Consider the following 23,972-nt stretch of genomic DNA (forward strand, 5'->3'; position numbering starts at 1 on the left):
ATGTCCGACAAATATATTTATCGGATAAATAAGACATCTGCTTATTGGGAGGGATACGTGGACCTGAAACTTCGCACCGCATTCCGTGCGTCCAGCGCGCTCGCCATCGCACTTGGCGTGCAGGCACTGGCGCAGCCGGCATTCGCACAATCGACCGACGCCACCAGCGCAGCGCCCGACCAGAGCGTGAGCAATGACGATATCGTCGTGACCGGCCTGCGCGCCTCGCTGCGCGACGCGATCAACGCCAAGCGCGCGCAAACCGTCGTCACCGAACAGATCAGCGCCAAGGACATCGGCGTCCTGCCCGATGTCACCATCGCGGATTCGCTGGCCCGCCTGCCCGGCGTCACCGCCACGCGCGATCGCGGCAATGCCAGCCAGGCAGCCGTGCGCGGCCTTGGCCCGCGCCTTGTGCTGGGCCTGATCAACGGCCGCGAAGTCGCTTCGTCCGAGCCGGACCGCAACGTCCGCTGGGAAATCTATCCGTCCGAAATCGTCTCGGGCGTGACCGTCTACAAGTCGCAGCAGGCGGACCTGATCGCCGGCGGCGTCGCCGCCAGCATCGACATCCGCACCGTGCGCCCGCTCGACTACTCCGGCCCGGCCCTCACCGTGCGCGCCGGCGCGCTCTACAATGACGGCGGCAAGGACATTCCCGGCTATTCCGGCTGGGGTTCGCGCGGCAGTGCGCAGTACGTCGGCCACCTGACCGACACGCTCGCCGTCGTCGTCGGCGGCACGTTCCAGCGCCAGAAGAACGGTTTCAACTCGTTCCAGGGCTGGGGCTACAACACCGTCGACACCGGCACCCCGCCAACTCTCGACGGCCAGCCGATCAACGCCCCCTGGGGCGCGCAGACCGAGATCAAGGGCCTGAAGGAAACCCGCTGGTCCACCACCGGCGCGATCCAGTGGAAGCCCACCAGCGAGTGGGACATCAACCTCGACGCGCTCTACTCCAAGGTGAAGATCGACGAGCATCAGGCGCAGCAGTGGTACGGCCGCTCGAACGGCTGGGGCGACTGGGGCGGCACCATCGGCGGACCGGGCGACATCTACCAGGACGGCAGCTACACCCTGTCCGGCAACACGATCACCGGCGCGACGCTGAACAACTTCTCGTCGGTCACCAACGCGATCGCCCAGTATACCGAGGACAAGGACCTCTTCGTCACCGGCCTCAATGCCAAGTACGACAATGGCGACTGGACCGCGAAGTTCGACGCTTCGTACTCGCGCGCGCGCCGCGACAACTCGTGGGGGGCGATCTATACCGAGTCCTATCCGGACACGACGACCTTCTCCACCGGGCGCAACACCGTGCCGACCGTTTCGGTCAGCGGCAATCCGGCCGACGTCAACAACCAGACCGTGCCCAGCTACTATGCCGGCCAGTATGACGGCCCGCAGCGCCTGCGGGACGATCTGGGTGCCGCGCAGTTCGACGTCTATCGCCACCTCGACCAGGGCTTCTTCACCGGCTTCGGCGCGGGCTTGCGTTATTCGAACCGCGTGAAGAGCTACAATGCCTCTACCGCCGCGGTTTCGACGCAGAGCGGCGGCGACGTGACCATCGACCCCAGCTACCTCACTCAGTTCTCCGTCGGCACCTTCAACGTGCCCGACCTGCTCTGGGGCAACTACAAGCAGCTGGCCGGCACCTATCTCTCGCTCGCCGATCCGGTCTGGGATCCCAGCCAGTACTGGCGCGTGAAGGAAGACAATTTCGAAGGCTACGTGATGGCGGACTTCGCCGGCACGTTCTTCACCGGCAACGTGGGCGTGCGCTTCGTGGACGTGTCCACCCATTCGAACGCCTATTCGCAGATCACCTCGTGGGATGACGCGCTTCAGGCCAACGTCACCTCCACGTCGCCGATCCGCGAGAACAGCAAGTATCTGCGCGCGTTGCCCAGCCTGAACCTCAACTTCAACCTGACCCAGACGCTGAAGCTGCGCGCCGGCCTGGCCCGCGTGATGTCGCGTCCGCCGCTGGACGAGCTGCGCGCCAACCTTGCGCTCAGCTATTACCCGCCGCAGAACACGGCATCGGGCGGCAACCCGCACCTCAAGCCGTTCATGGCGAACCAGGCAGACCTTTCGCTTGAGTGGTACTTCCACAAGGACTCGCTCATCGCGCTGGCTGGCTACTACAAGGATGTGTCGAGCAACATCGGCTACACCCAGACGCAGCAGATCATCGATGGCGCGAGCTATTCGGTCACCGCGCCGGCCAACGGCAAGGGCGGCCACATCGCCGGCCTGGAAGCCACGTTGCAGACGCCGTTCTACTTCGTCGGCCTCGAAAACTTCGGCATCTACGCCAATGCCAGCGTCGTCGATTCGAACATCAAGGAACTGGCCCCCGCCAGCAATCCGTTCCCCGGCGTAGGCCTGACCAAGTTCACCAGCGAGGTCGACCTCTGGTATTCCGCCCACGGCCTCGACGCCCGCGTGGCGCTGAAGCACCACAGCCCCTACACCGTGATCTACGGCTGGGATTCCTCGCAGCTTACCCGTCTTGAATCCGAGACGACGCTGGGTGCGAGCGTGTCCTACGCGATCAACAGCAATATCTCGGTGCGCCTGCAGGCCAACAACCTGACCAACCAGGCCGCCCGCTTCTACTGGAACAACGATCCCGACCAGATCGCCCGTTATGAGAAGTACGGCCGCAGCTACCTGGCGGACGTCACCTTCAAGTACTGATCTTCCAGATCGGGCAAGTACCGATCTTCCAGATCGGGCAAGCACTGATCCACCAGATCGGGCCCCGCCTCCATCGGGGCCCCATAACCGGCCTGCCCATACAGGCCGTAACCTTGAAAAGGGGCGCCATCTCCTCCCGGCGCCCCTTTTTTCGTGCCTGGCGCCTCCACGCCCACAAGGTGACACCGCGGTTGACACGGTTGACACGGTCCTGCCGCACGAAACCGGCCGCGTGCGAAAGTGTAACCTTATGCCGCAAAATCATCACCCTGCGGCACCTGCGCCGCCTCAATTCGCGCGGCACCGCATTCAGGGGCAAAGGCAAGGATATCCGCGCGGTTCATGCCCGCAGGCTACCGCCGCAAGCCCCTTGTAGGAAAACGGCTTTCGCCCTTCCCGCCACAAAATCGCCGTGAAATCGCCCGCTCCATGACGAACCTGTCACATTTGTGAACGTCGACTTACGACGCATTAATTTTGCGTACAGTCTTGAGGGGCCATAGCAAATTCGACCCAAGTTGTTGCTCAACAAACATATCACCCCCCGAAATGCCCGAGCAACATGGCAGACATGATTGAAACAAAGTCCAGTAAGTCGAAACAATATCGATTTACCGAACGATGAAGCCTGTCTGGGTTGATTTATATTTATAACATACGAACGCATATGAGGACTATTATGAAGTACATCGTTCTTTCGGCTGCTGCCGCACTCGCTGCTTCGGTTTCGGTTCCTGCCATGGCGCAGGACGGCGAACCCTTCACGGGCCCGCGCGCCGGAATCACCATGGGTTTCGACAAGATCCAAGGCGATGAAGGCTTCTCCTACGGCGTGAACGCCGGCTACGACATCGGCGTGGCCCCCCGCATCACCTTCGGTCCCGAAGTGACCCTCGGCGACTCCACCACCCACAGCGCCACCACCGACGTCAGCCGCGACATCACCGCTTCGCTGCGCGCCGGCTACGTCGTCACTCCGCAGGTCCTGGCCTTCGCCAAGGTGGGCTACACCAACACCCGCTTCGAACCGACCGGCGCCAGCAACTACTCGCTGGAAGGCGTGCGCTACGGCGGCGGCCTGGAATATGCGGTGAGCCCGAAGACCTACATCTCGGCCGAATACCAGCGCACCGAATATGAATCGAACTTCGGCGGCCGCGATGCCGGCGTGGTCGGCATCGGCTACCGCTTCTAAGGCTTCCCACCAGCCTAGAACAGAAGAAGGGCCGTCCTTTACGGGGCGGCCCTTTTTTGTGCGCGTTCAGAACCCAGCACAATACCGAACCCGTATTGATCGTCGTGGACATCGTAAAAGCCGCACCATAGGACTGCCCCTGCATCTCTTCGATGCAACGGGGGAATATTCATGAGTCTGATGCTTTTTCTGGCGGCCGCCGCGGCCGCTCCGGCTGCCGTCACGCCCGCAGCGCCGACGACACTTCAGGAAAAGTTCGATGCCGCCAGCGCTCTGCAAAGCGGCGGCCAATGCCAGGACGCCCTCCCAATGTTCGAGGCGCTGGAAAAAGACCCCCACCTCAAGCCGGGCTCGTTTGCCGCCTCCGCAGTCGCGGTGCGGAAGGGCATCTGCCTGATCCGCCAAGTCCGTCGGGATGAGGGAGAGCGCGCGATCGCGCTGGGCCTGCCCGCCATGATCGCCGCAGGGCCCGATTTCGCGGCGGACGTATCGGAAGCGCGGATGGCGCTAGGCGACGTGCGCATGGCCGTATCCGACCGTACGGGCGCCGCCGCCTATTACCGGCAGGCGCTGGAAAGCCGCACCGGCACCAACCGGCTCGACGCGTTGGTCCGCCTTTCCCGTGCGACCGCGTTCGACGGAACCGAGGAAGCGCTGGCCCCGGCGCGTGAAGCGCTGGCGATCCTGGCCAACTCACCGGAGATGAACAAGAAGAATGCCATCGCCTATCGCACGCTTTATGCCCGCACCCTGCTCAATCAAGGTAAGGCCGATGAAGCGTACAAGGAACTGAAGCAGGCACTGGCACTCAGCGGCGGGTTAAGCCAGCGCACCACGCTCGACGAAGCTTCGCTGCGCGGAGATCTGGCGATGGCGGCCATGCTGATTGGCCGCAAGGACGATGCGCGGCTCTACCTCGCCTATACCGGCGCCGGCCGCATCGGCAATACGTCCTTCACGCGTGCGGAATCGATGGACCCACCGCTCTGCGGCGATGAAACCGGGCTGCGGCCGGATGACGTGGCCGTGGTGGAATTCGGCATCGATGACGATGGTTTCGTCGCTTACGCGCAGACTGTCTATTCACGGGGTGGCCCGCAAGTGGCCGCCGCATTCGAACAGGCCGTGCGCGACTGGTACTGGCGTGCGGAAGAGGCGGCCGCCGTCCCAGCCTTCTACCGCCTGGCCACGCGCGTCGAACTGCGATGCAGCAACCGACTGGGCAAAGCGCCCGGCTTGTGGGGTCCAATCGACTCGCGGTTTTCCCAGTGGGCCGCTTCGGTCCTGCCAGCGGAAACGATGGCCGCCAATCGCGGAGCGGTAATGTCCGAACTACACCGACTGGCAGAGGATGAGAGCGAATCCACTAGCACATCCGTACGCATCGCGGCGCTCGGCATGATCGTTTCCCTCGATCGCCGTTCCCCCGTCACGCTGGCCGACAAGGCCGTACAGCTTGCGTCCAAGGCGCAAGTTCCGAACGAAACGGTGAACTGGCTGCGCATCCAGCAGGTGATGCTGCGCGATACGGACAACCGAATGAAGGCGCAAAACCGCAGCCGCTCGCTGGCAGCGCTGGCGGCAGAGCCCACGATTGCCGCCGATGCGCTGGCGACCGACTCCTTGCGGCTCGAAATTGCAGAAACGCGGCAAACGCGTCGCAATCCGCAGGCCGATGTATGGGCAAGGCAAGTGGCTGAGGATGGGCGGCTGCCGGAACATCATCCCCTGCGTCAATTGGGCTGGCTGACTCTGGCCAATCGCGCCGCGGACGCCGGTCATCTGGTAGAGGCGCAGAGCTTCTACGCGAAGACCGGCCTAACCGACGAACAGTGCGCCCTGCTCAGTTTGCCTCCGGCACTTCGCCGAAACGGCACCGGGTTCTATCCCACCTCCGCGGCAGCGATGGGCTTCGAAGGTTGGGTCCACCTGGAATATGATATCAACGCCGATGGATCGACGGCCAACGTACGCCCGGTGGTTGCCTATCCGCCGCTGATCTTCGGCGAAGCGGCGACCGGGATCGGCAAGGATACGCGATACGACATGAGTTATCGACCGGGCGGCGCGGCGGCATGCAGCGCCAACACGAACAACGTCGTTTTCTCCATGCACTGACACGGGAGATTGGCGCCATCGGCATGGGTCAGCGCCCATGCCGATGGAATAAACTTAGGATCAGGACCCTATCGCGCTGCCTTGGTGTAGGTCTTCGCAAGGAAGTCCATCGCCGGCAGCACTTCGTGGCGCTTCAGGTCGAACCACGCGGCGTTTTCCCAGTTCGAACCGGTGCCCCAGCGCGTCTTGCACTGGGTGGAGACCCAGTCGGGTGCCCAGTAGACGACGCCGTTGCCGCCCGCATCCACCACCGTCTGCGTCAGGTCCTGAAGGTACTTGAGCTGGCCCTGCGGGGTGGCCGGGTAGCCGGGAATCAGCGAATCCGTGCCCAGCAGGTTGGGGGATGCATCGGCGCTCTCTTCGGTGAAGGGATAGGCCGTCTCCACCACCATGACATCGGCGCCGTAGCGCTGGTGCGCGGCCGAGATCACTTTGGCCAGGCCGGAGAGGTTGTAGGTGGACCACTTCGAATAATAGCTGATGCCGATGATGTCGTAATCCAGCACGCCCGCCGCCGTGGCATCGTCGAACCAGGGCAGCACGTTTTCGGGCTGGGCGATATGGAGCATGACCTTGATCGGCTTGCCCGCCGCCTTCGATGCCTCTCGCACCGCCGCGACGCCGGCATTGAGCAGGCTGGCGTTGCGCTTCCAGTCGATCGCCTTGCCTTTGACGCCGCCCATGACTTCGGGGTTCGTCTCGTTGCCCACCTGAACCAGTTCGGGCAGTTCGCCGGCCGCGTTCAGCTTGGCCAGCACATCGCGCGTGTAGTCATGCACGGCGGCGACCTGCTGCTGGGTGGTCATCCCGGCCCAGGCCTTGGGGACGATCTGCTTGTCGCCATCGGCCCAGTCGTCCGAATAGTGGAAGTCCAGCAGCACTTCCAGGCCGGCCGCATGGGCGCGGCGGATGGTCTTCAGCACATCGTCGTAGTTCGAATAGTGCGTCCAGTCCGGGTTGTTCCAGATGCGCACGCGCATGATGTTGCCGCCCTTTTGCTTCAGCAGCACGAAGGGATCTACCGGCTTGCCCTTCTGGCGGAAGACCGCGCCGCAGTCCTCCATCTCGTTGGCGAAGGACAAGTCGGCGCCGAGGTAGAGCTTGTCCGCTGCATGAGCCTGCGCGGCGGACAACAGAGTGGCGGCCGCCAGAGCGGCACGAAGGGCTTTCATGAAATGCGTGTCCTTCAGGAATGGAAGCTGAGATCGACGGCGGCGCTGGCAAGCCCCGCGCCGGAAACGGTGACGCGCACCGCTCCGCTTTGACCGGTCCCCTGCACGATCGCCTGCGCCAGTCCGTTGAAGGCCTTGCGCGTGCTGCCCTTGTCGGGCTCGGTCGAAGTGGGATTGCCGTTGCCAAGGCCGATGATCTGCGCGGGACCGGAAACGGTGAAGCTCAACGCATCGTCCGCCGTCGGCACCACATTGCCCGCCTTGTCCAGCACTTCGACCCGCAGCATCGCGGCATCGGCAATGGCGGCGGTGTAGCGCTTGCGGTCGGCGGTGAGGCGCAGCTTGGCCGGCGCGCCGGCGGTCACCCGCGCGTCCTGCGCCGCCAGCTTGCCGCCGTTGTAGCCGCGCGCCTCCAGCTTGCCGGGGGCGTAAGGCACCTGCCATTCGAGGTGACCGTTGCGCGGCATCGGCTTGCGGCCGAGGCTCTTGCCATTGAGGAGCAGTTCGATCTCCTCACAGTTGCCGTGCGCCCAGACCGGAATCGGCTGCCCCTCGCGCCCCGCCCAGTTCCAGTGCGGCAGCAGGTGGACCAGCGGCTGGTCCGGCCGCCACCACGCGCGGTAGTAATAGTAGTTGTCCTTGGCGAACCCGCAGATATCCATCGCGCCGAAGTAGCTGGAAACGCTGGGGAACGCCGGATAGGGCGTGGGCTCACCGCGATAGTCGAACCCGGTCCAGATGAAGCCGCCGGCGATGTAGGGCGCATTGGCGACGATGGTCCACCACTCCTCGGCAGTGGAGGCCCACCAGGGGTGTTCGGTGTCGTAAGCTTTCACCACATGGCGCGCCGCATCGTTCTCGTAGGCGCCGCGGGTGGAGACGGTGCTGCCGGTCTCGGTGCCGATCACCGGCTTGTTCGGGTGGCGTTCGTGCCAGGCCGGGATCTTGTCGGTGCGGTAATTGAAGCCAACGACGTCCACCGCTTCGGCCGCGCCGCCATCCCAGCCCTGATCCATCGCCTGCGTGGTGAGGCGCGTCGGATCGAGCGCCTTGCAGCGCGCCACCAGTTCGGCCGAAATGCGGCGGCCGCGCTCGCTGCCCTGATGGCCTTCCTCGTTACCCACCGACCACAGGATCACCGAGGGGTGATTGCGCGAGGAGAGGATCATCCGCTCCAGCTCGTCCATCGCTTCCGGGTTGGTGGTATTGAGCCGCGTTTCCGCGATCATCATCATGCCCTTGCGATCGCAGATGTCGAGCAGGGCCTGCGCGGGCGGATTGTGCGCGCTGCGCCAGGAATTGACGCCCATCTCGATCGAGCGATCGACGCGCCACGCATGCAGCGCATCGGGGATCGCACTGCCGACGCCGGCATGATCCTGATGGTTGCATACTCCCATCAGCTTCACGTTCTGGCCGTTGATGGTGAAGCCCTTCACCGCGTCGAAGGTCACGGTGCGGACACCGAACGGCGTCTCGTAACGGTCCACCGGCGTACCGTCGCGCAGGACTTCGGTGACCAGCGTGTAGAGCACCGGGCTGGCGGGGGACCACAGCTGCGGCGTGCGGATGTGCACCCCCTGCTCGATCTCGGTGCTGCCCAGCGGTGCCAGTTCCACCTGCCAATCCGCCGCACGCGCCGCCTGCCGGCCTTCCGCATCACGGATCGACTGGCGCAGGGTAACGGTCACCTTGCCCTCCGACGCATTGGCAAGCGTCGTCGCGAGCGAGACTTTCGCGCCCTCGGCATCGATCTCGCTGCGTACGCACGTGCCCCACTGCGGCACGTGGGCGGCATCTGCGCTGACGAGGCGCACGTTGCGATAGATGCCTGCGCCTTCGTAGAACCACCCCTCACCCAGAGAGGCATCGACGCGCAGCGCAAGCTGGTTCGCCCCGCCATCGTAGTCGAGGAAATCGGCGATATTGACGCGGAACGGCGCATAGCCGCTCTCGCTGCCGCCCGCCTCGAAGCCGTTGACGAAGACCTTGCAGGCGCGGAACACGCCATCGAATTCCAGCCAGACCGCGCGGCCCTTATCGGCAGCCCCTACTGGCAGGCGCAGGCGATACCAGCCCACGCTGTTCTGCGGGAAAGCGCGGCCGATCGCCTTGAAACCATGCGCGGCGACGGCATCGGCCTTGTCCTCCGGCGCGGGCGTCGCGGGATCGGCATAGGGCAGGTCCACCGCCCAGTCGTGCGGCACCGAGACGTGCGCCCAGGCGCTTTCATCGAAATCGGCGACGGCGGCCGGCGAAGTCACTAGCCCCGGCTTGGCATAAGTGCGCTGGTTGATGCCCCAGTCGAAGTCCTTCGCCATGTCCGCCGCGTGGCCCATGTGGAAACGCCAACCCCGATCGAGCAGCCATTCGCGGCGCGGGCTTGCCGCAGGCGCAGCCACTTCGTCTCGCGCCAACGCGGTCTGGGGCAGCGTTGCTGCGGCCAGTCCGACCGCGCCGAGCGCAATGGCGCTGCGACGATCCGCAGTAATATCGGCGCCAATGATTTCGGTGACAGCGGAAGTCATTCGGGGGAAGGCGGTCATTGCTTTCGGCGGCTCTCACATCGGTTTCAACCAGAAACGGGGGTTTCCGGCACGAACGGGAGCCTAGCCGATCACGGATGATCGGCCCTGACGCAGATCAGGCTCCCCACTCTTGTTCGATTTGTATGATATATATGCTCAATGCGGTCAATGATCGACGGGCCCTGCCGCCCTCACCCTTCGCTTTCGTTGTGCTTTATCGCATCGAGGGCATCGACGATGATGCGTTCCATCCGTGCGTGCGCCTGCTGCGGATCGCGGGCAAGGATGGCCGCCATCACGCTCTCGTGCGCATCCAGATCGGCACTGCGCCCGACGATGCGGTTGGTATAGCGGATAGAGGTCTTGAGCGCGGTCGACACCACATCGCGAAACTGGCCGAAGAACGGATTGCCCGAAGCCTTCAGGATGGCGACGTGGAAGGCGACGTCCGCCTCCAGCACATCGTCGCGCCCGGCATCGGCGGCCTGCATGCGCGCAAAGCCCGCCTCGATCAAGGCGCGCCCCTCATCCGTCGCCTCCTGCGCGGCCAGCGCGGCGGCGGCGGGTTCGATGGCGACGCGCAACTGCCCGAATTGCTTGAGCAGATCGATCGAGAAGCTGCTTTCCAGCATCCAGCGCAGCACGTCCTTGTCGAACAGGTTCCACTGGCTGACCGGCTGGATCATCGTCCCCTGCCGGGGCCGCGCGGTGACGAGGCCCTTGGCAGTCAGCATCTTCACCGCCTCCCGCGTGACGGAGCGGCTGACGCCGTGCGCCTGCGAAAGCTCAGCCTCGGTGGGGAACGAACGGTCCGCCCATGTGCCGCCGACGATCTGCGACCCCAATCGGTCCAGCAGCCCATACGTCAGATTGCGTCCAAGAGCGTCGCGGTTTTCCTGCGGATCGTTGGGCATGCTGAGTCCGGCACCTCTCTATTCTATCGCTTTAATCATATAAATAGGCAGGCGGCACCGTTGGCAAGGACAAACGGATTTGCATCGGCGTTACATCAGGTTGGCCGAACCGGCTGCTGGCACAAAAGCGGGATTTCCGCCTGCACGGGAATGACGGCAGGCAAGGAATTGGGCCGATGTCCGGCCAAGAACATGTACTTGCCGAAAAACCGAAATAGACTGCGCACGACATCCCGCTGAAGGACAATGCGCATGATCGATCACATGGGTATCGCGGCATCCGATTTCTCCGCGTCGAAAGCGTTTTACGACGCGGCTCTGGCCGCCTTGCGGATCGGTCCGGTGATGGAAGTCACGCCCGAACAGACCGGCGGATATCACGGCATCGGCTATGGAGCGGACGGAAAGCCGTTCTTCTGGCTGGGCAACGGCGGCCCGCGCGGCGCCGGCATGCACATTGCCTTTGCCGCCAGATCGCGTGCGGAAGTCGATGCCTTTTACGCAGCGGCAATGGCCGCCGGTGGGCAGGATAACGGTGCGCCCGGCCTGCGCCCGCATTACCACCCGAACTATTACGGCGCGTTCGTCCTCGATCCGGACGGGATCAACGTCGAAGCGGTTTGCCATTCGCCGGAATAGGGCGGGACCGCTCCGCACAGCCTCCTACACGGGCCCTGCGGATTGCACCGGCCAATCCTGCGGGTTTGCACCGATCCTCCCGATCGCCGCGCGCCTCTATGCTGAAGGAAACTGCAGCAGGAGGCCCGACATGGCCGACGATCATGCCGGTAACGACATCCCGACCAAGCCGATCCCCGTCGATCGCGACAACTTCGTGCGGGCGGAGACGGACACCTATTTCGCCAGCTTCGTGCGCGACGGCGGCCTGGGCCAATTCGTTCATCACCGCGAACTGGCGGATATCGACAACCAGATCGTGGTCCGCATGAACCGCGACACGCTTTATTCGCAGGCCGTGTTCGACCTTGATGCCGGTGCCGTTACCGTGACCCTGCCGGACAGCGGCGGACGGTTCCTTTCCGCGCTTGTGATCGACGAGGACCACTATGTCCTCGAAACCTTCTACGACAGTCAGCCGCACCGCTTTTCGCGCGAACGGGGCGGCACGCGGTACATCACGGTTCTGGTGCGAACCTTCGTGGATCCCGGTGATCCCGCCGATCTTGCCAAAGTCCACGCGCTTCAGGACGCGATCGCCGTCGACCAGCCCGGCGGCCCGGGCCGGTTCGAGGTGCCGAACTGGGATCCATCGTCGCTGAAGCAGACGCGCGGCGAAATCGCCGGGATGCCGGGCTTCGATCCGTCGACCGCCTGCGGTTGGCGCGGAGAGATCGATCCCACATCCCACCTTATCTGCACGGCAGTAGGCTGGGGCGGAAATCCGGCGCGGGATGCCACGTATGTTGCGGGGGAGCCAAAGCAGAACGACGGCAAGACCGTCTATCGCCTGACAGTCAGGGATGTGCCCGTGGACGGCTTCTGGTCCGTCACCGTCTATAACAAGGACGGCTTTTTCGAACGCAATGCCCGCAATGCCTATTCGCTCAACACCGTCACCGCGCGGGCCGATGCGGATGGTGCCGTGACGATCCAGTTCGGCGGCTGCGGAGAGGATGTGGCGAACTGCCTGCCGATCGTGCCGGGCTGGAACTACACCGTGCGCCTGTACCGACCGCGCGAGGAAATATTGGACGGCCGCTGGACTTTTCCGGAAGCGCAGCCGGCCTGACCACGCTGCAATAAAAGGGCCCGGCACGAAACCCCGCATGCCGGGCCCTTCCCTGTCGGGCCTCCACCCACCGCGCCCGACCAAGCCCCCTCAGGCCGGCGCGGCGGGCGGATCCGCGATCAGGCCATCAGCACTTTGTCCAGCGCCAGGCGGAACTTCTGCATATCTTCCGCCGAACCCACGGTGACGCGGGACATCGTGGGATAGGCGCTCCACGAACGACCGATCTGCACGCCTTGCGCCAGCAGCGCCTCCATCATCGCCTTGGGCGCCTTGCCGTTCCAGTCGACCATGAACATGTTGGCATGGCTGCCCGGCAGCACCTTCAGGCCGCGCTTCTCGATATGGGCGATGGTCGCTTCGCGGGCGGCGATCATCTGGTTGCGGCGGGCCTTGATCTCTTCGGCCAGCGTGAGCGAGGCAGTGCCGCAGGCCACCGCCGTCATCGGCAGCATCGATGTGACCTGCCCGCCGTCATAGCGCATCATCTTCTCGTGCAGCGCCTTCGAACCCAGCGTCAGACCAAGGCGCATTCCCGCCATGCCGAACAGCTTGGAGAAAGTGCGCATCACCAGCACGTCATCGCGAGAGGCGGCAAGCTTGGCCGCATTCTCGGTGCCGGCGAAGTGGATATACGCCTCATCCACCAGCAGGATCGCGTCCTTGGGCTTGTTCTCGGCCAGCCAAGTGATGTCGGCGATCGGGGTCAGCGTGCCGGTGGGGTTGTTGGGCGAGCAGATGTAGTAGAGCCCGGCGTTCGGATCGGCCGCCAGCATCGCCTTCACGTCATGGCGATAGTCGGAAGTGAGCGGCACTTTCGTGACCTTGGCGCCGATCCACGCGCCGGTGCGCCAGATCGCTTCGTAAGTCGGGTCCGCCGTCACGATCCCGCGCGAGGGCGAGGCGAAAGTGATCGCGGTGCGGCTGAGCGGGTCGCTCGATCCCGGCCAGGCGACGACGTGGTCCGCCGGGATGCCTTCCACCTGCGCGACGGCGGCGAACAGCTTGGCATGATCGTCGTTGGGCTCATAGCGGTTGCCCTGCGTGACGATCGCCATCGCGGCCTGCGCGCCGGCGGGCAGCGGCCCGGTCCAGCACTCGTTGGCGCCGATCCGCACGGCGCCGGCCACCGCCTTGGCGGCCTGTTGCGCGCCCGCCGGCATGGCCTGCGCTACCGCCATGCCGCCGCCCAAGAGCGCGGCGATCTTGCCCAGATTGCGGCGCGAATAGCCGCGCGCGAGCAGGTCCTGCGTCACTTCTTCGCCGCCGATACGCTCGGCCAGCATGTCTTGCTCAAGCTGCATTTCGAACTCCTTCTCAAATCGGGTGGTCGGCAGTTTTTGTCGGATTTTGAGAGCCCTAGATTTTCAGAGCATTGTGGAACATCACCATGGAGATCACGATCAGGTAGACGCCGAAGACACGCTTCAGCATGCGCGGCTCCAGCCAGTGCGCGGCCGCCACGCCCAGCGGCGCGGTGAGGATCGACATGGAGGCGATGGCGAGCGTCGCGGGCATGTTCACGAAGCCCAGCGATCCCCAGGGCAGGCCCTTCTCGTGCAGGCCGATGATCGCGAAACCGATGGCGCTGGGGATGGCGATCAGCGTGCCGACCCCCGATGCCGTGCCCACCGCGCGGTGGATCGAGCGGCCGCACAGCGTCATCACCATGATCGCGATGGTGCCGCCGCCGATGCCCAGCAGCGAGGAGAACGTGCCGAGCCCGCCGGCAATGCCCACGCGCAGCATGCCGGACGGCATCTGGTCGGTGATCACCTTGTCCCCCACGCGCGGCAGCAGGAAGTTGAGACTCATCAGCAACACGCCGGAGGCGAAGACCATCGTCAGCACTTTGCCGTCCACATGGCTGGCCAGCACCACGCCCACGCCGTCGCCCAGGATCACCCAGGGCGCCCAGGACTTCAGGATCTCGAAATCGACCGATCCGCGCTTGGCGTGGCTCATGACCGAACGGATCGAGGTGACGATGATGGTCGCCGCCGAAGTGCCGATGGCGACATGCGCATATTGCGCGTGATCGCCGCCCAGCAGCGGCAGCATCAGCAGCAGTGCGGGCACGACGATGAAACCGCCGCCGATCCCGAACACGCCGCCCGCGAAACCGGCGACAAGGCCGGCCACCAGCAGCCCGACTGCGGGGATCAGCCAGCCCATTTCAGATAGCATCACAATCGCAACTCCCTGAAAAATCAAATAATGGGCACCGCTCCCGGGCTAACCCGGGAACAGTGCCTATACAATCGATAGCAATCAGAACTTCACCGTGACGCGGCCGTAGTAGTATCCACCATTGATACCGTAAGGCGAAATGGTGGGATATACGTTAGACGCATAAGAACTTGATCCGGACGCCAACTGTGCGGCACGGATATATTCGTATGAACGCTTGGTGGGATACTGGTTGAACAGGTTGTTCGCACCGATCGCCAGCTTGATGTTCTCGGTAGCCTTCAACCCCAGTTCCAGGTCCGTGATGAAGGCGGACTTGACCGGTACCTTCAGGTCCTGCCCGGCGATCGGGCTGCCGCCCGGCGCGGTTTCAAGGGCGTAGACCTTCGAATAGAAGCTTTCGCGCAAGTTCACACTGAACCGGTCGGATTCCCAATAGGCCGCCAGCGTGGCGCGGACCTTGGGCGTGCTGTGTTCCAGCGTGACGACGTTGTACTTGCTGATCAGCGCCGACTTCGATGGATCGACCGTGCTGGTGTAGAGCGCGCTCGGCAAGTCGGCGATCTTCTTCACCTTGTTGTCGTTATAGTTGGCCGAAAGCGTCCAGTTGATCTCACCAATGCCGGTGGGCATGTCGTAACTGGCCATGAAATCCACGCCGCGCGTGCGCATGTCCGCGCCATTCACGAAGGTCTGCACGGCCACGGTGCCGCTGGTATTGCGGGCGCCGTTTACGTCGGTCAGCACATAGCTCGGTATTTCTCCGCCCAGCGCAGTGGCAACGGCGTCGAAGACCGCCTGTTGATTGTAGAGGTTGTAATTATCGGTAGTATAGGGAACGCAGCTGGCCGCACTGGAACCGGCATAGCCCTGCGGACAATACTGGCCATAGAAGCCATAGAACGAGCTGGAGATCATGATGCGATCGCGGATCTCGATCCAGTAGGCATCGAGCGTGACGCTGACCCGCGGGCTGGGCGTGAAGACGATGCCGGCGCTGAAGTTGGTCGATTTCTCAGGCTTCAACCCGCCGAACCCGAGCGAGGCCGCCGCCGGAGAGTTGGCCGGAAGCACACCAGAAACCGAACTGGGGCCGACGTTGATGCCCGAATAGAACCCTTCCGCCAGCGTCGGCGCGCGGAAGCCGGTGGAAACGGTGCCGCGCACCGCGAACATATCCGAAATGTCGTAGCGCGACGTCAGCTTGAACACGGTGGTATCGCCGAAATCGCTGTAGTGTTCGTGACGCACGGCACCGTCGACCAGCCATTCCGACACCGGCTTCAGCGAAATATCGAGGTATTGGGAAAAGTTGGTGCGGTGATAATTGCCCGCGTCGTTCGGGCTGTAGCCGAAGAACGACTGCGCGCCGCTGCCGTAGTAGGAAGCGGGATCGCCCGCGACGATGCCGTAAGTCTCGCGCCGCCATTCCAGACCGCCGGCGACGTTCATCGGTTCGGCAAGGCCGATGTCGACCGGGTAGGTCAGGTCCAGCGTGTTGCTCCACTGCGATGCCTTGAAATCGCCGTTGTGGAACTCGGTGGGAGTGAAGCCGGTGGCCTTGTAGAGCGCGGCGTTGGCCGAATTTTCGACATAGACGCCCACGAAATCGTCGCCGTAAGTGGAGGCCAGATCGAAATCGAGATCGCCGAACCTGCCCTTCACCCCGCCGCTGATCGAATAGTCCGTCTCGCGAATGGCTTCCAGCGGCGCGAAGCCGGTGGGGAACAGCGGCACGCCCGCCGCCGAAACGACGATGCCCGGCGTGCGATAATTCTCGTAAGCGCGGGCATATTTGTGGCCGTAGCTGCCGAAGCTGTAGACGTCGAAATCGCCCGAACTCCAACCCGCGTTGAACATCGCCGTGGTCTGTTCGATCTGCGGATCACCGGCGATGCGGTTGACGTAGGGATAGTTCGCCGCGTTCACCACGTCCGGGAACTTGGTGAGGTTGCCCTTGGCCACCGCATTGTCGCCATAGACGCGCGGATCGATGTCACCCCGGAAGCTGAAGCCCTTCTTCTTCTTCTGTACGGTAAGGCTGAAGTACGAATTCTCGATCGGGGCGAAGCCGACATTGCCCGATACGCTGTAAGTGTCGCCACCCTGATCGTAATACTGGCCGACGGTGCCGTTCAGCACGCCGCCGTGATCGTTGTCCTTGAGGATGATGTTGATGACGCCGGCGATGGCATCGGTGCCGTACTGCGCGGCGGCACCATCCTGCAGCACTTCGATATGGCCGATCGCGTCATTCGGAATGAAGCTCATGTCCGGCGCGGCGCTGCCGCCGTAAGGACCGCCGGCGACCGAGACGTTGGCGGTGCCGTGGCGGCGCTTGCCGTTGATCAGGATCAGCGTGTGATTGGGCGAAAGGCCGCGCAGCTTCATCTGCAGGTTGTGCGCCTGAAGATCGCTGCCGAAGGCCTGGGCCTGGATGGAGGGCAGGTTTTGCGAAAGGCTCTGGATCAGGTCGGGCTGGCCGGTGCGGCTCAGCGCCTCGCTGGTCATGATCTGGATCGGCGCCGGGCTTTCGGTGGCCTTCATGCCGATCGTGCGCGTGCCGGTGACGATGATCGCGCCGCCCGAAGCATCGGCGGCGGCTTCGGCGGCCGCCGGTTCGGCCGGCTCTTCGGCCATGGCTGGCCCCGAATTCAAAAGAAGCGCTGCCGCCAGCGCGGTTACCGATACGGATACCCTGTATGTCATCTAGGCCCCCTTGCCTGGTTTTTCTCCGTGGTTGCGGCCTCTCCCTGGGTTCTCGCGATCGTCGGCTGCCGGTCCATGCAGGCGCACGCCTTCCCCGCCGGCGCCGACGCGGATCGGCGGCCGGGACACAGCCAGGGGCTGTCCGGAAAAGGCGCGTGCCAGGGCAGTCCGATCCACCCCCTGGGGACCGAAACGGCATGGCGCAGGCAACGACGCCGCGAGTTCAGCTCTATTCGGAAACGGTGCGACCCTCAGGCGGCCACTCGTCCCCATGGATCGAGATGGCAACGAGACGGCGGCCGCATCATGCCGGGAATTCCGGCGTGCAAGTGTGACGCGCAAGCTGCCGGATCGGCACGCTTATCGCATAGGGCAATACACCCCGCCCCGCAGACACATGCTATGCGACCACGCTTCCTGGACCTAAACCGGCCCTAAACCTCAATTGGAAAGTTTAAAAAGCCCAGAGCAACGAATGGGCGATACGCTCTTCACATCACAACAGGTACGCGAATGCTTTACGAACATCGACCAGCCCCCTCATAAGTCGGTCAGCGCGTTCCTATCGGACATCATCCCTGAGTAATATTATTTCTTTTCTGTTACACGACCGTATTTGAAATCGAACCGTTGTCAACGCCGCCCACGGCAATTTCGGCGTACTCAAGATTCTGTGCGTCACACGTCAATTTTGCTTCTGGCGCACGGCCACCACGTTCGCCCCGGAAAAGCGCAAGTTCCGCATTTTGGGCTGGATAGATCGTCCCATGAATGGGACACTCCGCCCCGGCGGCGGACTCGCGCGCGATTGCATCGCGCCCTCCGCCTCCGCAGTTTTGCCTGACTGGATTCGAACCGGGCGGCACCTGAATGGCGCAGGATTCGTACCGGTGGAGAGGACGATGACAATGGCCAGCGACAGGCTGAACCACAGCGATCAGGTCTTGAATACCGTGCAGCAGGGCAATGCCGCCGCGACATCTTCGCTGGCCGCGTCCTGGTGCCGTTCCGCCCTCCACCACGGGCTCGACCCGGCAGCATCGCGCAAGCAGGAACGGCTGAGCGCGGCGGGCCTTGCCGGCCTGCGCGACAGCAATGGCGAACTGATCGCCGCCGCCGTACCGGTGCTGGACCAGCTGTTCGGCAATGTCGGCCGCACCGGCTGCTGCGTGATCCTGTCCGATATCGACGGCGTCGTGCTGGAGGCGCGGTCCAGCGCAAGCGATGCCCCATTGTTCGATGCGATCGGCCTTGCCCCCGGCGGCATGTGGGGCGAATCGGCCGAAGGCACCAACGGCATCGGCACCTGTCTTGTCGAGCAGCGCCCCGTCACCATCCTGCGCGGAGAGCATTTCGCCAGCCGCAATATCGGCGTCAGCTGCATGGATGCCCCGGTGTTCGATCCCGAGGGTCGCCTTGTCGCCGCGCTGGATGTTTCCAGCGCGCGGGCCGAACATGGGGAGGCGCTGGCCGCCCTCGTGGCCGCGCTGGTGCAGGACGCCGCGCGCCAGATCGAGCGGGACTTCTTCTGCATGCGCTATGCCGACGCGCGGATCGTCTACAGCCCCGACCGGCAGACCGGCCCGCGCGGGCGCGGCGTGGCGCTGCTGGCGGTGGACCGCGACGATCTGGTGATCGGCGCCACCCGCGCCGCGCGCCTGAACCTGGGCCTTGGCAACAAGCCGTTCGAACGGCCCCGGCCGCTGGCCGACGTGATCGGCGATACCTCCAGCAGCTTCGACGACAGCGAGCGCGCGATCCTGCGTCAGGCGCTCGCCCGCTCCGGCGGCAACGTCACCCAGGCCGCGCGCGAACTGGGGATCGGCCGGGCGACGATGTACCGCCGCATGGAGCGCGTGGGCATTTCCCCCGGGCAGTAGAGTTGGAAAATCCGCTGCGAATGGCTCCTAGACCATGCGTCTCAAGGACGAGACACTAGGCGGCACGGCTTGTGCCCTCCCCCTGTCACACCTCCGCCAACGCTGACACCCTCACGATCAAGGCCGCGCATCCCGCCGGGCCATCAACGAGAGGATCCAGACCATGTCAGACGCACAAGTCACCGAAAGGCCCTCGGTGCTCGTGGCGCCTTTCGCCAAGAGCTATGACAACTTCATCGGCGGCCAATGGGTGCCCCCGGTCGCCGGTCGCTATTTCGACAACGTCAGCCCGATCACCGGCAAGCCGGTCTGCCGCGTCGCCCGCTCCGACGCGGACGATATCGAATTCGCGCTGGACGCCGCGCACGGCGCGCGTGAGGCCTGGGGCCGCACCCCGCCCGCCGAACGCTCGCTGATCCTGCTGCGCATTGCCGACCGCATGGAGCAGAACCTAGCCAAGCTGGCGCTGGCGGAAACGTGGGACAACGGCAAGCCGATCCGCGAGACGACCGCCGCCGACATTCCCCTCGCCATCGATCACTTCCGCTATTTCGCCGGCTGCATCCGGTCGCAGGAAGGCACGATCGGCGAGATCGACCATGACACCATGGCCTATCACATCCACGAACCGTTGGGCGTGGTCGGCCAGATCATCCCGTGGAACTTCCCGATCCTGATGGCGGCATGGAAGCTGGCCCCCGCGCTGGCCGCCGGCAACTGCGTGATCCTGAAGCCGGCAGAGCAGACCCCGGCCTCCATCCTCGTCCTAGCCGAACTGATCGCCGATATCCTGCCGCCCGGCGTGCTCAACATCGTTAACGGCTTCGGGGTCGAGGCGGGCAAGCCGCTCGCCAGTTCGAAGCGCATCGCCAAGATCGCGTTTACCGGCGAAACCTCCACCGGCCGCCTGATCATGCAATATGCCAGCGAGAACCTGATCCCGGTAACGCTGGAACTGGGCGGCAAGAGCCCGAATATCTTCTTTGCCGACGTCTGCGCGGAAGATGACGACTTCCTCGACAAGGCGATCGAGGGCTTCGTGATGTTTGCGCTCAATCAGGGCGAAGTCTGCACTTGTCCCAGCCGCGCGCTGATCCAGGAATCGATCTACGACAAGTTCATGGAAAAGGCGCTGAAGCGCGTCGCCGCAATCCGGCAGGGCAGCCCGCTGGAGATGGAGACGATGATCGGTGCGCAGGCATCGCAGGAGCAGCAGGACAAGATCCTGCGCTACCTCGACATCGGCCGCGACGAAGGGGCGGAAGTGCTGATCGGCGGCGGCGCGGCCAGCCTTGGCGGCGACCTTTCCGGGGGCTTCTACGTCCAGCCGACCGTGTTCAAGGGCCATAACAAGATGCGCATCTTCCAGGAAGAGATCTTCGGCCCGGTCGTCTCCACCACCACCTTCCGCGATGCCGAGGAAGCGCTGGAAATCGCCAACGACACTATGTTCGGCCTGGGTGCCGGCGTGTGGAGCCGCGATATCAACACCTGCTACCGCTTCGGCCGGGCGATCCAGGCCGGCCGCGTCTGGACCAACTGCTATCACGCCTACCCCGCTCATGCGGCCTTCGGCGGCTACAAGCAGTCCGGCATCGGGCGTGAGACGCACAAGATGATGCTCGATCACTATCAGCAGACCAAGAACCTGCTGGTCAGCTATAGCCCGAAGAAGCTGGGCTTCTTCTAAGGGTCGCACTCGTCCGGCGCGGGCGTCAGACAGGCGCTCTCTCCCGCATGGCCCGCGCCGGGCGTTTTCTTCAAGTCTTGCGCTTGCTCAGGCCCGCGCGTCCGGCAGGGGCGTTGGCGCAATCTGCAATGGCCGCGCCGAAACGCGCGAGCGAACGGTGCGGGCCAGACGGTGCGAAGGACGCTCTACCGCCCAGTAGAGGAACATGGCCCCGCCAACGCACACCACCATGATCAGGACAAGGCAGAGCAGATCCGCCCCTACCCCGTGGCCGACCAGCCGATGCACCCCGAAGTCCACCACCTGCATCAGCGGGACGTGGATCAGGTAGAGGCTGTAGGAAATCATCCCCATGAACTGCAGCCAGCGCCAGTTCAGGCCGGTTTCGGCCCAGCCGGTTTTCGCGGCAAAAAACAGCAGCACCGCCACCATCGCGGGTGTCCGTTCGAAGCCGGAGCCGGTCAACAGCGCCAGCACAAGCAGCACCAGACCCACGCGCGACAGCTGCGAATCCAGCGCTCGCCGGGCCATCACGCCGACATAGAATACCGCCCAGTGCTCGATGAAAAAGCCGTGCCAATGCGTTCCGACCAGGCCCAGCGCCGAAAGCATGGCCAGCGCCCAGATCGCCGCCTCCATCCATCGTGCCCGGACCATCAGCGCCAGCGCAAAGACCAGATAAAACTGGAATTCGTACGTGAGCGTCCAGTAGACGATATTGATTTCCGGGATGCCCAGAATTTCCTGCAGATAGAATACGTGCGCCAGCACCGCGCCGGTCGTCGGCGGCTGGAACGCCCTGCCATGAAAGGCCGCCGCCAGAAGGACGAGGCCGATCGTCAGCAGCATCGAAGCCCAATAGGCAGGATCGAGCCGGATGGACCGGCCGAGCATGAACATGCCCACTTTGCCGGGGGTCATCGTCACGCCGTCGAGACCATGCGCGATGACGAAGCCGCTCAGCGTGAAGAACACCGAAACGGCAAAGTAGTCGTTCAAAAGGGAGATCGGCATCGCCGCGAGAATGGCCGGCACATGCCCGCCCTGAATGGCATGGAACAGCAGCACTGCGATCGAGGTAAATCCTCGCAGTCCCTGGACAATGGTATAGTTTACCCGCCTGGCCGCCATCCTTCCATATGACAGCCTGCCCGCCCCCCGCGCAATGAACCGGACCGTGGACGTTGATCCCGGACCTTAAAAATCGGCACCGGGAAATTGAGGGCGCGCGGCCCCTCACGGCCCGCTGCAAAGGGGCCTTCGGGCATGCGCGGGGGTCGTGGAAATCCCATCGATACCTTGGGATTCTTCCCGATTTCAGGCCCGCCGCCGTTCTGGAAAGTATCCGGGCAGAACGGCGCTCCGCATGGTGCCCCTTGGTCGGCCCGGCCATCCGGGCAGCGCGCGGATGGCCCAAGAATCGGATGCATGGTGATGATGGCAGATCGCCCGCAGTTTGACCGGTACGCCCAGCCCCGGGAGTACCATCGGATGTCCCGCATGGCCCTTGCCGGCTGCCTGTCGGCCGCACTCGTGCTGACCGGCGCATGTTCCCAGCGGAAAGATCAGCCGAAGCCGTCCGATCATGCGCAGAAGGAGGCAGCGGCGGCGGCGGCCGCTACGCCCACTTACGAACTGGCCCTGCCGCCGGACATGCGCAAACTGGTGGACATCAAGTTCACGGGGGACTTCGATGCGCTGATCGCCCGGCGCCTCATTCGCGTGGGCGTGCCCTTCAACCGCACGTTCTACTTCATCGACAAGGGCGTGCAGCGCGGCCTATCCTACGAATATCTCACGATGCTGGAGCAGACGCTCAACAAGCGGCAGCCGCCCGGCTCGCTGAAAATTCACGTCGTGCCGATCCCGATGCCCAGGGACGCCTTGCTGCCGGCACTGCGCGACGGGCGTATCGACATGGCGATCGCGCAGCTTACCATCACGCCCGAACGCCAGAGCCTGATCGACTTCACGACGCCGACCCGCACCGGCGTTTCCGAAGTGCTCGTCACCGGGCCGGGTATCGGCGCGGTTCACGCGATCGAGGATCTGGCCGGCACGGAAATCTTCGTGCGCAGGAGTTCAAGCTACTATTCCAGCCTGCAGAAGCTGAACGCCACGCTGAAGAGCCAGGGCAAGCAGCCCGTCCGGATCCGCGAGGCCCCCGAATCGCTGGAAGACGACGACCTGCTGGAGATGGTGAATGCCGGCCTCATCCCGGCGACGATTGCGGACGACTATCTCGCGCGGTTCTGGAAATCGGTGTTTCCCAATATCCAGATCCACGAAGACATCGCCGTTCGCCGCGACGGATCGTTGGCGGTGGCCATCCGCAAGAACTCTCCGCAAATGATGAAGGCCCTGAATCAGTTCATCCATGACGAGGGACTGGATTCCGTTATCGGGCGCGTCCTCCAGAAGAAGTACCTGCAGAACACGAACTTCGTGAAAGATGCATCCTCGACCGAGGAACGCCAGAAATTCCTGAACATCGCGGAACTGTTCCGCCGTTACGGCGGGCAGTACAATTTCGATTATCTGCTGATGGCCGCGCAGGGCTATCAGGAATCACGCCTGGACAATAGCGTGCACAGCCCGGTCGGCGCGGTGGGCATCATGCAACTCATGCCGAAGACGGGGGAGATGCAGAAAGTCGGCGATATTCACCAGTTGGAGCCGAACATCCACGCGGGCGTGAAATACATGCGCTTCCTGCGCGATCGATATTTCGAACATGAGCCGATGGATCCGCTGAACAAGGCGCTCTTCACGTTCGCGGCATACAATGCCGGTGCCGGCCGGGTCGCCCAGCTTCGCGAGATTGCCCGGCAACGCGGGCTGAACCCCAATATCTGGTTCGGCAACGTGGAACGCATCGCGATGGAGAAGATCGGCACGGAAACGACGACCTACGTCAGCAATATCTACAAGTACTACATCGCCTACAGCCTCATCCAGGAAGCGCGGGAGCAAAAGGCGGCGGACAAGGCGAAAATCGAAACCCACAAGACGACATAGCGCCGGCGGCGCAGCCCCGCCGCGTGTGCTGCCGGAAGCCCGACGGCGCCGGGCGTCAGGCGTCAGGCGTCAGGCGCCGGGCGTCAGGCCCCGGCC

At 63.9% G+C, this 23,972-nt stretch carries 15 protein-coding genes; 8 read left to right on the forward strand and 7 right to left on the reverse strand.

The window, feature by feature from the left end:
• Positions 1-57 precede the first annotated feature (57 nt).
• From WBP07_RS10965 to WBP07_RS10975, 3 genes are all read left to right on the forward strand, one after another.
• The gene (locus WBP07_RS10965) at positions 58-2,712 is read left to right on the forward strand and encodes a TonB-dependent receptor (protein WP_395391092.1); all 2,655 of its coding nucleotides are present in this window, start codon (positions 58-60) and stop codon (positions 2,710-2,712) included.
• 679 nt (positions 2,713-3,391) lie between these two features.
• Complete coding sequence (locus tag WBP07_RS10970; RefSeq protein ID WP_395391093.1) at positions 3,392-3,907, forward strand: porin family protein; 516 nt, start codon at positions 3,392-3,394, stop codon at positions 3,905-3,907.
• Positions 3,908-4,078: 171 nt separating this feature from the next.
• The gene (locus WBP07_RS10975; protein WP_395391094.1) at positions 4,079-6,025 is read left to right on the forward strand and encodes an energy transducer TonB; all 1,947 of its coding nucleotides are present in this window, start codon (positions 4,079-4,081) and stop codon (positions 6,023-6,025) included.
• 68 nt (positions 6,026-6,093) lie between these two features.
• Here the strand turns inward: WBP07_RS10975 and WBP07_RS10980 are convergent, their stop codons facing one another.
• The 3 genes from WBP07_RS10980 to WBP07_RS10990 all read right to left on the reverse strand — a co-directional run bounded on the left by WBP07_RS10980 (position 6,094) and on the right by WBP07_RS10990 (position 10,639).
• Positions 6,094-7,197, reverse strand: coding sequence for an arabinogalactan endo-beta-1,4-galactanase (locus WBP07_RS10980; protein WP_395391095.1), 1,104 nt, complete (start codon positions 7,195-7,197; stop codon positions 6,094-6,096).
• A 14-nt stretch (positions 7,198-7,211) separates the two neighbouring features.
• Positions 7,212-9,725 (reverse strand): beta-galactosidase GalA, encoded by a 2,514-nt coding sequence (gene galA, locus WBP07_RS10985; protein ID WP_395391096.1) that lies wholly within the window; start codon positions 9,723-9,725, stop codon positions 7,212-7,214.
• Between the two features lie 191 nt (positions 9,726-9,916).
• Positions 9,917-10,639: a FadR/GntR family transcriptional regulator gene (locus tag WBP07_RS10990; RefSeq protein ID WP_395391097.1), complete on the reverse strand. Its 723-nt coding sequence runs from the start codon at positions 10,637-10,639 to the stop codon at positions 9,917-9,919.
• A gap of 252 nt (positions 10,640-10,891) precedes the next feature.
• Between WBP07_RS10990 and WBP07_RS10995 the strand changes: the two genes are divergently transcribed.
• Entirely contained in the window at positions 10,892-11,278 is a 387-nt protein-coding gene (locus WBP07_RS10995; RefSeq protein ID WP_395391098.1) for a VOC family protein, read from the forward strand.
• 130 nt (positions 11,279-11,408) lie between these two features.
• Positions 11,409-12,389: a DUF1254 domain-containing protein gene (locus tag WBP07_RS11000; RefSeq protein WP_395391099.1), complete on the forward strand. Its 981-nt coding sequence runs from the start codon at positions 11,409-11,411 to the stop codon at positions 12,387-12,389.
• 119 nt (positions 12,390-12,508) lie between these two features.
• Here the strand turns inward: WBP07_RS11000 and WBP07_RS11005 are convergent, their stop codons facing one another.
• The 3 genes from WBP07_RS11005 to WBP07_RS11015 form a co-directional block, all read right to left on the reverse strand.
• On the reverse strand, positions 12,509-13,693 hold the full coding sequence (locus WBP07_RS11005; RefSeq protein WP_395391100.1) for a pyridoxal phosphate-dependent aminotransferase: 1,185 nt from the start codon (positions 13,691-13,693) through the stop codon (positions 12,509-12,511).
• Positions 13,694-13,748: 55 nt separating this feature from the next.
• The gene (locus WBP07_RS11010; protein WP_395395771.1) at positions 13,749-14,576 is read right to left on the reverse strand and encodes a sulfite exporter TauE/SafE family protein; all 828 of its coding nucleotides are present in this window, start codon (positions 14,574-14,576) and stop codon (positions 13,749-13,751) included.
• Positions 14,577-14,660: 84 nt separating this feature from the next.
• Positions 14,661-17,288: a TonB-dependent receptor plug domain-containing protein gene (locus WBP07_RS11015; RefSeq protein ID WP_395391101.1), complete on the reverse strand. Its 2,628-nt coding sequence runs from the start codon at positions 17,286-17,288 to the stop codon at positions 14,661-14,663.
• A gap of 902 nt (positions 17,289-18,190) precedes the next feature.
• On the opposite strand from WBP07_RS11015, the gene WBP07_RS11020 reads away from it, so the two are divergent.
• Both WBP07_RS11020 and adh read left to right on the forward strand, forming a co-directional pair.
• A complete protein-coding gene (locus tag WBP07_RS11020) occupies positions 18,191-19,168 on the forward strand; it encodes a helix-turn-helix domain-containing protein (RefSeq protein WP_395391102.1) in 978 nt (325 codons plus the stop codon).
• A gap of 163 nt (positions 19,169-19,331) precedes the next feature.
• A complete protein-coding gene (gene adh / locus WBP07_RS11025) occupies positions 19,332-20,858 on the forward strand; it encodes an aldehyde dehydrogenase (protein WP_395391103.1) in 1,527 nt (508 codons plus the stop codon).
• 87 nt (positions 20,859-20,945) lie between these two features.
• On the opposite strand, the gene WBP07_RS11030 is transcribed toward adh, so the two are convergent.
• Entirely contained in the window at positions 20,946-21,989 is a 1,044-nt protein-coding gene (locus tag WBP07_RS11030) for an acyltransferase family protein (RefSeq protein ID WP_395391104.1), read from the reverse strand.
• Between the two features lie 360 nt (positions 21,990-22,349).
• Between WBP07_RS11030 and WBP07_RS11035 the strand changes: the two genes are divergently transcribed.
• Positions 22,350-23,876, forward strand: coding sequence for a transporter substrate-binding domain-containing protein (locus tag WBP07_RS11035; RefSeq protein ID WP_395391105.1), 1,527 nt, complete (start codon positions 22,350-22,352; stop codon positions 23,874-23,876).
• The last annotated feature ends 96 nt before the right edge of the window (positions 23,877-23,972 follow it).

This window comes from Novosphingobium oxfordense, from assembly GCF_044029435.1.
Classification (GTDB): Bacteria; Pseudomonadota; Alphaproteobacteria; order Sphingomonadales; family Sphingomonadaceae; genus Novosphingobium.

Coding starts and splice junctions, on each gene's coding strand:
- WBP07_RS10970 (WP_395391093.1), top strand. CDS start 3,392: ATGAAGTACATCGTTCTTTCGGCTGCTGCCGCACTCGCTGCTTCGGTT.
- WBP07_RS10975 (WP_395391094.1), top strand. CDS start 4,079: ATGAGTCTGATGCTTTTTCTGGCGGCCGCCGCGGCCGCTCCGGCTGCC.
- WBP07_RS10980 (WP_395391095.1), bottom strand. CDS start 7,197: ATGAAAGCCCTTCGTGCCGCTCTGGCGGCCGCCACTCTGTTGTCCGCC.
- galA (WP_395391096.1), bottom strand. CDS start 9,725: ATGACTTCCGCTGTCACCGAAATCATTGGCGCCGATATTACTGCGGAT.
- WBP07_RS10990 (WP_395391097.1), bottom strand. CDS start 10,639: ATGCCCAACGATCCGCAGGAAAACCGCGACGCTCTTGGACGCAATCTG.
- WBP07_RS10995 (WP_395391098.1), top strand. CDS start 10,892: ATGATCGATCACATGGGTATCGCGGCATCCGATTTCTCCGCGTCGAAA.
- WBP07_RS11000 (WP_395391099.1), top strand. CDS start 11,409: ATGGCCGACGATCATGCCGGTAACGACATCCCGACCAAGCCGATCCCC.
- WBP07_RS11005 (WP_395391100.1), bottom strand. CDS start 13,693: ATGCAGCTTGAGCAAGACATGCTGGCCGAGCGTATCGGCGGCGAAGAA.
- WBP07_RS11010 (WP_395395771.1), bottom strand. CDS start 14,576: ATGCTATCTGAAATGGGCTGGCTGATCCCCGCAGTCGGGCTGCTGGTG.
- WBP07_RS11015 (WP_395391101.1), bottom strand. CDS start 17,288: ATGACATACAGGGTATCCGTATCGGTAACCGCGCTGGCGGCAGCGCTT.
- WBP07_RS11020 (WP_395391102.1), top strand. CDS start 18,191: ATGACAATGGCCAGCGACAGGCTGAACCACAGCGATCAGGTCTTGAAT.
- adh (WP_395391103.1), top strand. CDS start 19,332: ATGTCAGACGCACAAGTCACCGAAAGGCCCTCGGTGCTCGTGGCGCCT.
- WBP07_RS11030 (WP_395391104.1), bottom strand. CDS start 21,989: ATGGCGGCCAGGCGGGTAAACTATACCATTGTCCAGGGACTGCGAGGA.
- WBP07_RS11035 (WP_395391105.1), top strand. CDS start 22,350: ATGTCCCGCATGGCCCTTGCCGGCTGCCTGTCGGCCGCACTCGTGCTG.